This window comes from Pseudomonas sp. GW822-FHT04H02, from assembly GCF_058800645.1.
Map to the genome: position 1 here is coordinate 738,303 of NZ_JBXAMM010000004.1, position 12,110 is coordinate 750,412.

The 12,110-nt window shown below is 65.3% G+C and carries 12 protein-coding genes; 6 read left to right on the plus strand and 6 right to left on the minus strand.

Annotated features, from left to right (window positions below; all coding sequences use genetic code 11):
• Positions 1–9 precede the first annotated feature (9 nt).
• Positions 10–546, minus strand: a complete 537-nt coding sequence (locus AC1RMG_RS20770) for a Csu type fimbrial protein (protein ID WP_011062241.1) — start codon at positions 544–546, stop codon at positions 10–12.
• Between the two features lie 102 nt (positions 547–648).
• Positions 649–1,149, minus strand: a complete 501-nt coding sequence (locus AC1RMG_RS20775; protein ID WP_015636329.1) for a Csu type fimbrial protein — start codon at positions 1,147–1,149, stop codon at positions 649–651.
• Positions 1,150–1,389: 240 nt separating this feature from the next.
• On the opposite strand from AC1RMG_RS20775, the gene zapE reads away from it, so the two are divergent.
• From zapE to AC1RMG_RS20795, 4 genes are all read left to right on the plus strand, one after another.
• Positions 1,390–2,520, plus strand: a complete 1,131-nt coding sequence (zapE, locus tag AC1RMG_RS20780; RefSeq protein WP_493170123.1) for a cell division protein ZapE — start codon at positions 1,390–1,392, stop codon at positions 2,518–2,520.
• A complete protein-coding gene (locus AC1RMG_RS20785; RefSeq protein ID WP_169893234.1) occupies positions 2,517–3,131 on the plus strand; it encodes a hypothetical protein in 615 nt (204 codons plus the stop codon). The genes zapE and AC1RMG_RS20785 overlap by 4 nt, the downstream gene beginning before the upstream one ends.
• Entirely contained in the window at positions 3,118–3,486 is a 369-nt protein-coding gene (locus tag AC1RMG_RS20790; RefSeq protein WP_493170127.1) for a hypothetical protein, read from the plus strand. The genes AC1RMG_RS20785 and AC1RMG_RS20790 overlap by 14 nt, the downstream gene beginning before the upstream one ends.
• 89 nt (positions 3,487–3,575) lie before the next feature.
• Positions 3,576–4,889, plus strand: coding sequence for a leucine-rich repeat-containing protein kinase family protein (locus tag AC1RMG_RS20795; protein WP_493170129.1), 1,314 nt, complete (start codon positions 3,576–3,578; stop codon positions 4,887–4,889).
• Positions 4,890–4,954: 65 nt separating this feature from the next.
• On the opposite strand, the gene AC1RMG_RS20800 is transcribed toward AC1RMG_RS20795, so the two are convergent.
• The 3 genes from AC1RMG_RS20800 to AC1RMG_RS20810 form a co-directional block, all read right to left on the minus strand.
• Positions 4,955–5,659 carry a YebC/PmpR family DNA-binding transcriptional regulator gene (locus tag AC1RMG_RS20800; protein ID WP_011062247.1) on the minus strand — a complete coding sequence of 235 codons (705 nt, stop codon included), beginning with the start codon at positions 5,657–5,659 and terminating at the stop codon, positions 4,955–4,957.
• Between the two features lie 108 nt (positions 5,660–5,767).
• A complete protein-coding gene (locus tag AC1RMG_RS20805; protein WP_125062770.1) occupies positions 5,768–7,159 on the minus strand; it encodes an FAD-dependent oxidoreductase in 1,392 nt (463 codons plus the stop codon).
• A 98-nt stretch (positions 7,160–7,257) separates the two neighbouring features.
• Positions 7,258–8,583: an MFS transporter gene (locus AC1RMG_RS20810; RefSeq protein ID WP_019095130.1), complete on the minus strand. Its 1,326-nt coding sequence runs from the start codon at positions 8,581–8,583 to the stop codon at positions 7,258–7,260.
• A 287-nt stretch (positions 8,584–8,870) separates the two neighbouring features.
• Here AC1RMG_RS20810 and AC1RMG_RS20815 point away from each other — a divergent pair, with 287 nt between their 5' ends.
• Complete coding sequence (locus AC1RMG_RS20815; RefSeq protein WP_011062250.1) at positions 8,871–9,758, plus strand: LysR substrate-binding domain-containing protein; 888 nt, start codon at positions 8,871–8,873, stop codon at positions 9,756–9,758.
• A gap of 170 nt (positions 9,759–9,928) precedes the next feature.
• Here the strand turns inward: AC1RMG_RS20815 and AC1RMG_RS20820 are convergent, their stop codons facing one another.
• Positions 9,929–10,789 carry a LysR substrate-binding domain-containing protein gene (locus AC1RMG_RS20820; RefSeq protein WP_011062251.1) on the minus strand — a complete coding sequence of 287 codons (861 nt, stop codon included), beginning with the start codon at positions 10,787–10,789 and terminating at the stop codon, positions 9,929–9,931.
• Between the two features lie 110 nt (positions 10,790–10,899).
• Between AC1RMG_RS20820 and AC1RMG_RS20825 the strand changes: the two genes are divergently transcribed.
• On the plus strand, positions 10,900–12,009 hold the full coding sequence (locus AC1RMG_RS20825; RefSeq protein WP_011062252.1) for a 2-aminoethylphosphonate--pyruvate transaminase: 1,110 nt from the start codon (positions 10,900–10,902) through the stop codon (positions 12,007–12,009).
• The last annotated feature ends 101 nt before the right edge of the window (positions 12,010–12,110 follow it).

The following is a 12,110-nucleotide window of genomic DNA, read 5'->3' on the forward strand; positions in this document are numbered from 1 at the left end:
TCTCATGGTTTACCAATCCAGCGTGATGGTCAGGGTGTCGGTGTAGAGCCCTGCCGGAACCGCGCGGGTATTCGCGACCACAGAGCCGAACACCGGGATGGGAATCCGTCTGCCGCTGCTCACTGCGAAATTGCGCTGCTGGCCGATGCTGTAGCTGTCGCTACCGGATGCATCGACGAACAATCGATAGGGAATGGTCTGGCGGCCATTGCTCAAGCGCCGGGTCGTGCCGTCGCCGTTGAGGCCGCCATTGATGGTCACGGTGAAGCCGGTGACCGAGGAGTTGCAGGCCACCTGCAGCTGGCCCTCGGCGCTGTTGGTGAGGCTGGCCTTGATCGGCGCGACCCAGGTCGGGCCCTGCTGGCCGAAGTTGAGCATGCCCGGGTCGCCGATCGGGCTGGCAGACGGATCGCCGCCGCTGCTGACCTGGCAGGCAGCGGTAATCACCAGGCGTGCCTGGATCTGCCCGCTGATTGCCGCCTGGGCGTCATCCGCCAACAGGCACAACGAACCCAGGGCGACAATCGTCCAGGTCCTGCCTTTCATTGCAGCCATCCCAGTTCCATCAGGACTCCCACATGGGCCGTTCACCATGAACCGCCCTCCCTGCTCTGCCCCGTTACTGGTGGCAGCATTCATACCCCGGCCCTACCAGGTCAGGGTCACTTTCAATACATCGGAATAACCGCCGGCCCGGGGGATCTCGGCCAGAGGTTCGATACGCCCGTACAAGGGCAGGTCCACCGTGCCGGAATCCGGCACCCGGCCACTGACCGGTACATTCACCGGCAGCGGAATCCGCCGGGCCGGGTCCTGGTAGAGGCGATAAGGAATGGGTTTGCCGGCCCGGGTGTTGCTGGCCAGGTAGCGCACCTCGCCGACGCCACCGTGCAGGCCGCCGTCGATGCGCATCTGATAGGGGGTATCGGGGTTGCATTCCAGGCGCGGCTGGCGGCTGCCCGGCAGTGCCGCCGACAAGGGCCCGGCCGGGTCGTCCAGGCGTGCGGTGCTGCCGAAGTCCAGGGTACCGAGCTGTTCGATCCCCGCTTCGCGCTGCTGGCCGACCAACTGGCAGCCACGCAGCACATCGACCCGGACCTGCACCTGCAAGTCCGCGGCCCCTGCTGTCGCGCTGAGCAATGCGCTCATCACTGCCACACCCTTATATCCATTCAAGGCCTCAATCCTTATGAGGAGCATTCGCTGAAGTCAGGTTAGCAACCCGCGGGGAAACCGCCAGTTAGCGTATTAATTGCTCACGGCATGAGCGCTGCGCCGGCACGGCTGCAGCCATGCCTTTTCGAGATGACTGGCCGGGGCATTTTCTATTGGTTAAATTGGCGCGCCGCTCTTAAGGTGAGCGGCCTGGAACCATCGGGGTAATCACCATTGGCCGCTTTACCGCCAAAACCTGCACAGACTCGATCTCCCTGGCGTCGCCTGTTCGCCAGGCCCGCCCGCCGCCCGAGCGCCGCTGGCGCGCTGATCCATGACTACTTTCGCCATAAGGCCCACGACCTGGGCTACACCCTGAGCCATGGCCAGTTGCAGGTGATCGAGCGCATGGGGCAACTGGCCGACGCCCTGGAGCAGGCCACCCCGCAGGCGCCGAGCCTGTACCTGTATGGCGCCGTGGGGCGGGGCAAGAGCTGGCTGCTGGACGGCTTCTTCCGCGCCCTGCCCATCGACGAGAAACAGCGCCTGCATTTCCATGACTTCTTCGCCCAACTGCACCAGGGCATGTTTCGCCACCAACAGCAGGCCGATGCCCTGGAAACCACCCTGGACGAGCTGCTCCGCCAGTGCCGGGTACTGTGTTTCGATGAGTTCCATGTCCACGACATCGGCGACGCCATGCTCATCACCCGGCTGTTCAAGGCCCTGTTCAAGCGCGGCATCGTGCTGCTGGTGACCTCCAACTACGCCCCCGAAGGCCTGCTGCCCAACCCGCTGTACCATGCCCGCTTCAAACCGGTGATCGAACTGATCAACGCGCGCATGCAGGTCATGGAAGTCGGCGGTGCCGAGGATTACCGGACCCACGCGCAAACCCACGAACAACAGGCCTTTACCCGGGGGCAGTATCTCTGGCCCGGCACCGCGGCCCAGCGCCAGGCGCTCAAGCTGCCCGAACGCCACGCCCCGGCAACGCTGCTGCAGGTCGGCAGCCGCCAGCTGACCACCCGCCAGCGCCAGCAGCGCAGCATCCGCTTCGAATTCAACGACCTGTGCCAGCAGCCCACGGCAGTCATGGACTACCTGGAACTGAGCCGCCAGTTCGACACCTGGATCATCGATGAACTGCCGCCACTGGCGGAGTGCTCGATCGCCGCCCAGCAGCGCTTCATCAACCTGATCGACGTGCTCTACGACCAGGACAAGCGCCTGCTGCTGATCGGCCAGCGCCCGCTGGCCGAAAGCCTGGGCGGCCACGCCATCGACCTGGCCCGCACCCGCAGCCGCCTCGGGCAATTGCAGGAAATCGGCCCCGAGCACCCGCTTGAGCAGGTAGCCACATGAGTTCGATCAGCTTTTGCGAGCTGGTGTGCCTGCACCTGCAAGATTCAACCCTCCAGCACTCCCGGCTATTTGGCCTGGAGAGTTTCTCGGCAGCCGAACTGGCGGCCAAAGGCTATGAGCGGGTCGGCGAGCCCCAGGACTTTCACCAGTATGAAAAACGCTGCACGACGCGCTACCACCAGCGAACCCTGGAGGTGCTGTTCAAGTGCTACTTCCTTGACCGGCAACGGGTCGGCAGTGGCTTCAACCTGGCCCCCGGGGCCCGCCTGACGTCGGTGCTCAAGTACAGGAAACGCCTTGCGGCCCAGCAAAACCTGCCCCCTTCGCAGTTGGCTTTCCATTTCTCGGACGACAAGCAGGAAGGCGCGGTGATTCTGGATGACCGGCACGTCATGCGTTTCAACCAATGGAGCCGCCAAGGCGCCTACCTGCTTGCAACCCTGGAGAGCGACTTCGACCTGGAAAGCCCGCTGGGCAGAGCCGCCACCGGATCGGTAAAAAATACCCTGGAGCACCATAGCCTGGAGTCGATGCTGGCTGAGGCCGGGAACTCCAGGCAACCCGCGGCATTTCGCCGGCTGGCTGGAGCACTGCAAGATGCAAGCATTTGACCGCCAAGAGATTTACCGACTGGCAGAGGCACTTTTGCGCGCCATTGAACATGCCCAGCCGACGGCATTGGCGGCAGTTGGCGTGAGCCCGGCCATTTATGCAGAAATCCTCGAAGAGCTGGACAGCTCGGGAGAACAGGCCGGGGACCTGACCCTCGCGCCCTATGACCTGGCATTCCAACCGGACCGCAGCGGCCGGGTGGCCCTGGACCTTTACCCGCTGGGCACCGAGCCATCGATCATGAGAGTGGCCTGCCAGCTGTGGTCCAAAGGCCGCAAGACCGACCTGACCCTGATTGCCGACTACGTTCAAGGAGCGGGCGCGTTGGCCTTCAGGCTGCTGGAAACCCAATAGCCCCCATCCCATGGCCGCTCAGGCAGCAAAAACCGCCGAACTGCTTTATTCTGCCCGCCTTTTTCTTCTTTCGAGTGTTGACGCTGTTCATGGATACCCTTGCCCAACTGCGGGCTGGCCAACTGGCCGGCATCAAGCGCCTGGACCTGTCCTGCGGGCTGACCGAGTTCCCCCGGGAAATCTTCGATCTGGCCGACTCCCTGGAGATCCTCAACCTCAGTGGCAACGCCCTGAGCAGCCTGCCCGAGGACCTGCACCGGCTCACTCGCCTGCGCATCCTGTTCTGCTCGGACAACCGGTTCAGTGAAGTACCGGCCTGCCTCGGCCAATGCCTGCAACTGAGCATGATCGGCTTCAAGGCCAACCGCATCGAGCGGGTCCCGGCCGCCGCCCTGCCACCGCAGCTGCGCTGGCTGATCCTCACCGATAACCGCATCGCTGAGCTGCCGGAAGAACTGGGCCAGCGCCCGCTGCTGCAAAAACTCATGCTCGCCGGCAACCGCCTGACCCGCCTGCCCGAAAGCCTGGGCCAGTGCCACCGCCTGGAACTGCTGCGGATTGCCGCCAACCGCCTGACCGAGCTGCCGCCCTTCCTCCTCGCCCTGCCGCGCCTGACCTGGCTGGCCTATGCCGGCAACCCGCTGGAGTCGGAAGCCGATGCCACGGCCCTGGAATCCACTCCGACCATCCCCTGGAGCGAACTGACCCTGGAACAGCGCCTGGGCGAAGGCGCCTCGGGGGTGATTCACCAGGCGCAATGGCAGCCCGCCGGGCAACCGCCGCGGGCGGTGGCGGTCAAGCTGTACAAGGGCGAGATGACCAGCGACGGCTCGCCGCTGCATGAAATGAACGCCTGTATCAGCGCCGGGCTGCACCCGAACCTGATCCGCGTCGAAGGACGCATCCTCGACCACCCCCAGGGCCAGAACGGCCTGGTGATGCAGCTGATCGACAAAAGTTTTGCCAACCTTGCAGCGCTGCCCAGCCTGGACTCCTGCTCCCGGGATATCTACCCGGACAATGCGCACTACAGCGCCAACGTGACGCTGCGGATCGCCCGCGGCATCGCTTCGGTGGGCGCCCACCTGCACGCCCAGGGCATCACCCATGGCGACCTCTATGGCCACAACACCTTGTGGAACGCCCAAGGCGACTGCCTGCTGGGGGATTTTGGCGCAGCGTCCTTCCATGCCCAGGACGACACCGTGCAAAGCCGGGCGCTGCAACGCCTGGAAGTGCGGGCCTTCGGTATCTTGCTGGAGGAATTGCTGGAGCGCGGGGATGGCTCGCTGAGCCTGGAGCAGCGGCAGAAACTGGCGGCGCTGGTGCAGCGCTGCTGCCAGCCGGAGGTACTGGCGCGACCGGGCTTTACCCAGGTCTGCGAGGAATTGGCGGGGCTTTAAAACAGCTTCGCCGGCCAGCCGGCTCCTACAAAGGTATGCAGGAGCGGGCTGGCCGGCGAATCGCCTTAGCCTGCCAGGCCGACGAACATGTCCTGCACGTCGTCATGGTTGTCCAGGCCTTCGAGGAACGCCTCGACTTCAGCCATCTGCTCATCGCTCAGGCCGCTGACCGGGTTCTTCGGCTGGTAGCCAAGCTTGGCCGAAAGCACGGTGAAACCTTGCTCCGGCAGGGCTTTCTGTACCGCATCCAGGTCCGCAGGCTCGGTCAGGAACAGGGTCGCGCCCTCTTCGCCCGGCTCGAAGTCCTGGGCACCGGCCTCGATGGCGGCCAGTTCCGGATCGGCGTCCGGGCTGTCCGGCGAGGCCTCGATCATGCCCACGTGGTTGAAATCCCAGGACACCGAACCCGAAGCGCCCAGTTGGCCCTTGCGGAACGCCACGCGGATTTCCGCCACGGTACGGTTGATGTTGTCGGTCACGCATTCAACGATCAGGGGTACCTGGTGCGGGGCAAAACCTTCGTAGGTCACGCGGTGGTACTGCACGGTCTCGCCCAGCTGGCCCGAGCCTTTCTTGATGGCACGCTCCAGGGTCTCGCGGGGCATCGAAGCCTTTTTCGCCTGTTCCACCACCAGCCGCAGGTGGGCGTTGGTGGCGGTGTCGGCGCCGTTACGTGCGGCGATGGTGATCTCTTTGACCAGCTTGCCGAAAATCTTGCCCTTGGCATTGGCTGCCGCTTCTTTGTGTTTAACCTTCCACTGTGCGCCCATTACTCACTCTCTTGATCTATGGCGTCGAGTTGGATTTGGCCGACGCGATGGGCAAGTTTATACGTCCTCAAGGCCCTGATCGACCAAAAAGTCAGTGGCTGGCAGGCTTCAGCCCTTGTCGGCCTTGCCGGCCGCCGCGGCGAAACGCGCCAGGCGCACATCCAGGTGCCGCGGCCGGCGCCCGTGGTCCTCGGCCCGTTCCTTGCGGCGGATGGCGTTGCGCACCACCAGCGAACCCAGGTAGCGGATCGGCTCCGGCGGGAAGTAGCCCAGGGGGCCATTGACCAGCGGCGAGCGAGTCCAGGGGTTGTCCAGCCCCTGCACCAGGGAGGCGAGGATCTGCCCGCCCATATGGCAGGGGCCGACGCCGCTGCCGGAATACCCGAAACCGTAGAACACATTGCCCGCGCGGCTCATCTGGCCGAAGAACGGCAAGCCGGTCACCGAGCGATCCGACGGGCCATTCCAGGTGGCCGCCACCGGCACGTCGGCAAAGGCCGGGAAGAACTGCCCCAGGCTGCGCTTGAGCAAGCCGGCGTAGGGCGACGGCTGGTCGAACACCGGCAGCATCCGCCCGCCGTAGGCGAAGGTGTTGCCGCCCTTGCCGAGCATGATCCGACCGTCCGGGGTGTTGTGGTAGTAGTGCACGAAGATCCGCGAATCCAGCACCGTCACGCCGCTGGTCAGGCCGATCTGCTGCAGCAGTTGGGGCCGCGGCTCGGTGATCAGCATGTCGCTGGAAACAATCGCCACGCTGCGCTCGAATTGCGGGAAGGCCCGGGCCATCCAGGCATTCATCGCCAGTACCACGCGCTCGGCGCGGATCTGCCCCAGGGGCGTGCGCAACAGCGCCGGGCGCCCCTCCTCCAGCCCGGTCATGGCGGTGTTCTCGTGAATCCTCACGCCCAGTTGCAGGGCCACCCGGCGCAGCCCGCGCACCAGCAGGCCCGGCTGTACGCTGGCCGCAGCTGGCGAATACCAGCCCTCCAGATGCTGGCTGGAACCGGCCATGCGCTGCACGTCGGCCAGGGGTCGCTTGTCGAAGGAGTTGATGCCGCGGCGCTCCAGCGCAGCGATCACGCCATCGGTGGAGCCGACCTGGGCCGGGTTGGTGGCCGTGTACAAAGTGCCGTCGAGGCGGTACTGGGCATCCACCCCGTAGCGCTCGCAGAAGGCGCCGATGGCATAGATGCTCTGCTCGGATTCCTTGACCAGGCGCACGGCCTCCTCGACACCGAACAGCCGCTCCAGGGTGAAGTACTTGGCCGACCAGGACAGCGCGCAGCCGCCGTTGCGCCCACTGGCACCGGCGCCGCAGATATCCGCCTCGATCAGCAGCACGTCCAGCCCGGGGTTCTGCTCCTTGAGCATGATGGCGGTCCACAGCCCGGTGTAGCCGCCGCCGACAATAGCCACCTGGCAGGTGGTATCGCCCGACAGTGGCGGGCACGCCGGTGAGGGTAGCTGTTGCAGGGCCTGTTCCAGCCAGAAAGGTCGCATGGTGAGTCTCCAGGTAAAAAACGGCGAGTGGGTTCGCTGGCAAGCCTGCTCCTACAAGCCTTCGTAGGAGCCGGTTTGCCGGCGAAGAGGCCCGAAAGTCAGGTACGCAGCGGTTTGATCAGCAAAGGTCCATTGGGAACGAGTGCGCGCACCGGCTCGAGCCCTTGGGGCCGGCTGTTCCAGTACGGCACCAGCACCAGGGCCGAGACCAGGGCGCAGGCGGCAAACACGATGAACACCGTGACCGTGTCGAAGTAACCCGGCAGCAGGCCACCCAGCACCGCGCCCACCGAGCCGCAGCCATTGACGAAACCGGCCGCGGTGGCCCCGGCCTTGGCCGAGCCGAAGTCGATGGCTGCAGCGCCACAGATCATCGAGTCCGGCCCGTACAGGGTCAGGCCCATGAAAAACAGCAGGGCCATCACCAGCACGACGCTGCCGGTATGCAGAGCGCCCATGAACAGCGCCAGGGACAGGGTCAGCGCCAGCAGGCTGATGACACAGGCCGGCATGCGCCGGGCGCCGAACAGCTTGTCCGAGGCCAGGCCGATCATCACCGGCCCCAGCAGCCCGGCCAGCTCGAAGCTGGTGGGCACGATCGCCGCCCCCACCTTGCCCACCGACGGCATCTGTTCGTAGACGATCACCGGCCCCCACAGCAGGATCGCGTAGCGCGCCGGCTTGAGCAGGAAGTACGACAGCCCGAGGATCAGCACCGTGCGGTTGCGCAGGATCTCGCGCAGCGGTTCCCAGACGCTCATGCGCCGTTCGGCGGCGTCTTCTTCGGCGCTCTGCGGGGGCAATGGCTCCACGGCCGGCAGGCCCACGTCCTCCGGGGTATTGCGCTGGAAGATGAAGAACAGCACCGCGGTCAGGCCCACCACCACCGCACTGGAAATGAACGCCGCGTGCCAGGTGCCGATCAGCGTATAGGCCCACCAGCCGGCAAAGGGCGAGGCCACCAGGCCGCCGAAGGCGTAGCAGGAACTCCACAGCCCCAGCACCCTGCCGCGCTGCCCGGCGGGAAAGAAACTGCCGATGTTCTTGCACAGCCCCGACCAGCCCGTGGACTGCGCCAGCCCCTGGACCAGCATGCAGGTGGCGAACACCGGCAAGGTGGCGAAGCTGCCCATCACCAGCGCCGCAGCGGCGGAAATCAGCAAGCCGCCCAGCACCACCACCCGCGGGCCGAAGCGGTCGGCGAAGATGCCCCAGGTGAACTGCCCCACGGCGTAGGCCGCCAGGTAGATGGCGTCGAGGTTGGCCATGGCCATCTTGTCGAGGGTGAAGTCGGGATCGTCGGCGATCCCGAGCTTGGCGACGGAAAAGGCTTTGCGGGTGAAGTAGAACGCCGCGTAGGCGATCCAGGTGATGGCGAAAATCTGCACGCGCCAACGTTTGATGGTGCCGATCTGCTTGTTCATTGTGGTTCTGACCTCAGGGTGAGTGTGCCGGCAGGATGCGAAGCAAACGCCTGTGTTTTTTTATTCTTGAGCACTGCAGCAGGGCCCTCGCGGCGGGCGCTGCTGGTCAGATGAGTCCTGTTGCCGGCCCGTTTCGGGGACCGAAGCTGCACGCACAGGCCTCAGGGCCCGGTGCCGGTCGACCGACCGGTCACTGGGCTTGCAGGGATGGAAGCAATTACTGACTAATAAATGAAATCGATTTATCGTATTTCAAATATAAGCTCAGCTTGTAAGAGGTTTGGCCCATGTCGGTTTCCCACGCCCAATTGAAAGCCTTCCACGCCGTGGCGGTGCACGGCAGCTTCACCCGGGCGGCCGAACGCCTGTACCTGACGCAGCCGGCGATTTCCGACCAGGTGCGCAAGCTCGAAGAGCGCTTCGGGGTGCTGTTGTTTCATCGCAACAAGCGCTCGGTGCGCCTGACCGACCTGGGCGAGCGCCTGCTGGCCATCACCCAGCGCCTGTTCGTGGTGGAAGCCGAAGCCAAGGAGCTGCTGCAGGAGTCCCGGGCCTTGCAGACCGGCAGCCTGGTACTGGCGGTGGATGCCCCGGTGCATGTGCTGCCGCAGATCGCTCGATTCTGCGAGCTGTACCCCGGGATCAATGTGAAGATCGAAACCGGCAACACCGATGAATCGCTGCTGCGCCTGTTCAATTACCAGGCCGACCTGGCTCTGCTGGGGCGGGCCGTGGACGACGAGCGCCTGCTGTCTCTGACCCTGCGCAACGACCCGATGGTGGCGTTCGTCTCCCGTCACCACCCCTGGGCCGGCCGCCAGTCCATCTGCCTCGCCGACCTGGACGACACGCCCCTGGTGCTGCGGGAGGTCGGCTCGGTAACCCGCCAGACCCTGGAAGAGGAAATGAACCGCGCCGGCCTGCGCATCCGCCCGACCATCCAGGTGGAAGGTCGCGAAGCCGCGCGCGAAGCGGTGGTGGTGGGCATTGGCGTGGGGGTGGTCTCGGCGGCAGAGTTCGGCGCCGACGCCCGGGTCTGCGCCCTGCCGATCGTCGACTGCCAGCGGCGCCTGACCGAAACCCTGGTGTGCCTGCGCGAACAGAGTTCACGACGGATCGTCGCCACCTTCCTCGACCTGGTACGCGAAAGCCTGGCCTCCCCCACCGCCCTGTAGGAACCGGCTTGCCGGCGAAGGTGATCTCCAGGCACCACTACCATAGGAGCCGGCTTGCCGGCGAAAGCGATCCCCCAGACACCGCTACCGCAGGAGCCTGGCTTGCCGGCGAAGGCGATCTTTCGGGCCTCTTCGCCGGCAAGCCAGCTCCTACAAGAGTGGAGGTGGGCTCAGGCTGGAGCCAGGGCGAAAAACGCCTGGATCAGGCGCAGGTCCCGGCGCCGCTCCACGCAGCCGATCATGTGCCGGTTGACCAGCCCCGCACCGCGGATCGGCACCGTGCGCACCCGCGGGTCGTGGCCAACCTCCACCGAACTGACAATGCCCACCCCCAGGTGCGCCGCCACCGCCTCGGTCACCGCTTCGCGGCTGTCCAGCTCCAGCAGCACCCGGGGCTGGACCTGGGCCAGCCCACAGGCCTCATCGAACGTCCGGCGGGTGATCGAACCCGGTTCGCGCAGCACCATGATCACCTGGTCCAACTGCTCGATGGCGACGCCCTCGGCCAGTTCCAGCCAAGGGTGCCCATCGGGCACCAGGGCACAGATCCGCGACTCGCCCAGGCTTTGCAGATGCAGGCCCTTGCGCGGCTCGACCTCGGTCAGCACCGCCACGTCGGCATGCTCGGACAACAGCGCCGCCAGGGTTTCCTGGGCATTGCCCAGGCGCAGGTTGACCGTCACCCCCGGGTAGCGCGCCCGCAGGCTGGCCAGCATCGGCATGACCAGATGGGGGCCGTCCGCTGCCACTTCCAGGCGCCCGGTGAGCAATTGCCGGTTGGCCTCGAGCATGGCCTGGGCCTCTTCCGCCAGGCCGAACATGGCCCGGGTAATGGCCGCCAGCTTGATGCCCTCCTCGGTCAGTTCCACCCGGCGCGCAGTGCGCCGCAGCAAGGTGATCTGGTAATGCTCTTCCAGGGCCTTGATATGCCCGGTGACCGCCGGCTGGCTGATGAACAGCCGCCCGGCGGCCCGGGTAAAGCTGCCTTCCCGGGCCACGGCGTCGAATGCGCGGAGTTGAAACAGGTTCATAGCTATCGGCCTCACTGATGGCTGGCATAACAACAAACAATTTGATTGATGACAAGGCAAACTGCAATTTAGTCCCCGTAGCGTCATCCCCACCTTTTCGAGGACACAGCATGAGCATCGCCGAGCCAATCCTGCTTACCCCCGGCCCCCTGACCACCTCCGCCCGCACCCGCCAGGCAATGCTGGTGGACTGGGGTTCGTGGGATGACCGCTTCAACCAGCTGACCGCCAGCCTGTGCCAACAGCTGCTGGCCATCATCCAGGGCGCCGACAGCCATCACTGCGTGCCCCTGCAAGGCAGTGGCACCTTCGCCGTGGAAGCGGCCATCGGCACCCTGGTGCCCCGCGACGGCAAGGTCCTGGTGCTGATCAACGGTGCCTACGGCAAGCGCCTGGCGAAGATCTGCGAAGTGCTCGGCCGGGATTTCAGCACCTTCGAAACCGCCGAGGACCAGCCCACCACGGCCGCGGATGTCGAGCGCCTGCTCCAGGCCGACAGCAGCATCAGCCACGTGGCGCTGATCCACTGCGAAACCAGCACCGGCATCCTCAACCCGCTGCCGGAAATCGCCCAGGTGGTGGCCAGCCATGGCAAGCGCCTGATCATCGACGCCATGAGTTCCTTCGGCGCGCTACCCATCGATGCCCGGGAAATCCCCTTCGATGCGCTGATCGCCGCCTCAGGCAAATGCCTGGAAGGCGTGCCCGGCATGGGCTTTGTCTTCGCTGCCAAGGCCTCCCTGGCCCAGGCCGGCGGCAATGCCCATTCCCTGGCCATGGACCTGCACGACCAGCACAGCTACATGGCCAAGACCGGCCAGTGGCGCTTCACCCCGCCGACGCACGTGGTCGCCGCGCTGCACGAAGCCCTGCTGCAATACGCCGAGGAAGGTGGCCTGCCGGCGCGCCACGCCCGCTACGCCGACAACTGCCAGACACTGCTCGATGGCATGGGCGAACTGGGCCTGCGCAGTTTTCTGCCGGAAGCGATCCAGGCACCGATCATCGTCACCTTCCACGCCCCGAAAGATCCCCGCTACCAGTTCAAGGATTTCTACGAGCGGGTCAAGGCCAAGGGTTTCATCCTCTACCCGGGCAAGCTGACTCAGGTCGAAACCTTCCGCGTGGGCTGCATCGGCCATGTCGACCGCCGCGGCATGCAGGCTGCCGTCGCCGCCATCGCCGAGGTGCTGCAAGAGATGGAAGTCCTCGATATCTGACTCCCCACCGAGCCTGTAGGAGCGAGCTTGCTCGCGAATCAGGCGACGCGATACCGAACCTTTTTTGCGAGCAAGCTCGCTCCTACACAGGCATCGAAACC

Bases quoted from the DNA above. Each gene is read 5' to 3' on its own strand.
- AC1RMG_RS20825 (WP_011062252.1), top strand. From the start codon at position 10,900: ATGAGCATCGCCGAGCCAATCCTGCTTACCCCCGGCCCCCTGACCACC.
- AC1RMG_RS20770 (WP_011062241.1), bottom strand. From the start codon at position 546: ATGAAAGGCAGGACCTGGACGATTGTCGCCCTGGGTTCGTTGTGCCTG.
- AC1RMG_RS20795 (WP_493170129.1), top strand. From the start codon at position 3,576: ATGGATACCCTTGCCCAACTGCGGGCTGGCCAACTGGCCGGCATCAAG.
- AC1RMG_RS20775 (WP_015636329.1), bottom strand. From the start codon at position 1,149: ATGAGCGCATTGCTCAGCGCGACAGCAGGGGCCGCGGACTTGCAGGTG.
- AC1RMG_RS20820 (WP_011062251.1), bottom strand. From the start codon at position 10,789: ATGAACCTGTTTCAACTCCGCGCATTCGACGCCGTGGCCCGGGAAGGC.
- AC1RMG_RS20785 (WP_169893234.1), top strand. From the start codon at position 2,517: ATGAGTTCGATCAGCTTTTGCGAGCTGGTGTGCCTGCACCTGCAAGAT.
- AC1RMG_RS20800 (WP_011062247.1), bottom strand. From the start codon at position 5,659: ATGGGCGCACAGTGGAAGGTTAAACACAAAGAAGCGGCAGCCAATGCC.
- AC1RMG_RS20805 (WP_125062770.1), bottom strand. From the start codon at position 7,159: ATGCGACCTTTCTGGCTGGAACAGGCCCTGCAACAGCTACCCTCACCG.
- AC1RMG_RS20790 (WP_493170127.1), top strand. From the start codon at position 3,118: ATGCAAGCATTTGACCGCCAAGAGATTTACCGACTGGCAGAGGCACTT.
- AC1RMG_RS20815 (WP_011062250.1), top strand. From the start codon at position 8,871: ATGTCGGTTTCCCACGCCCAATTGAAAGCCTTCCACGCCGTGGCGGTG.
- AC1RMG_RS20810 (WP_019095130.1), bottom strand. From the start codon at position 8,583: ATGAACAAGCAGATCGGCACCATCAAACGTTGGCGCGTGCAGATTTTC.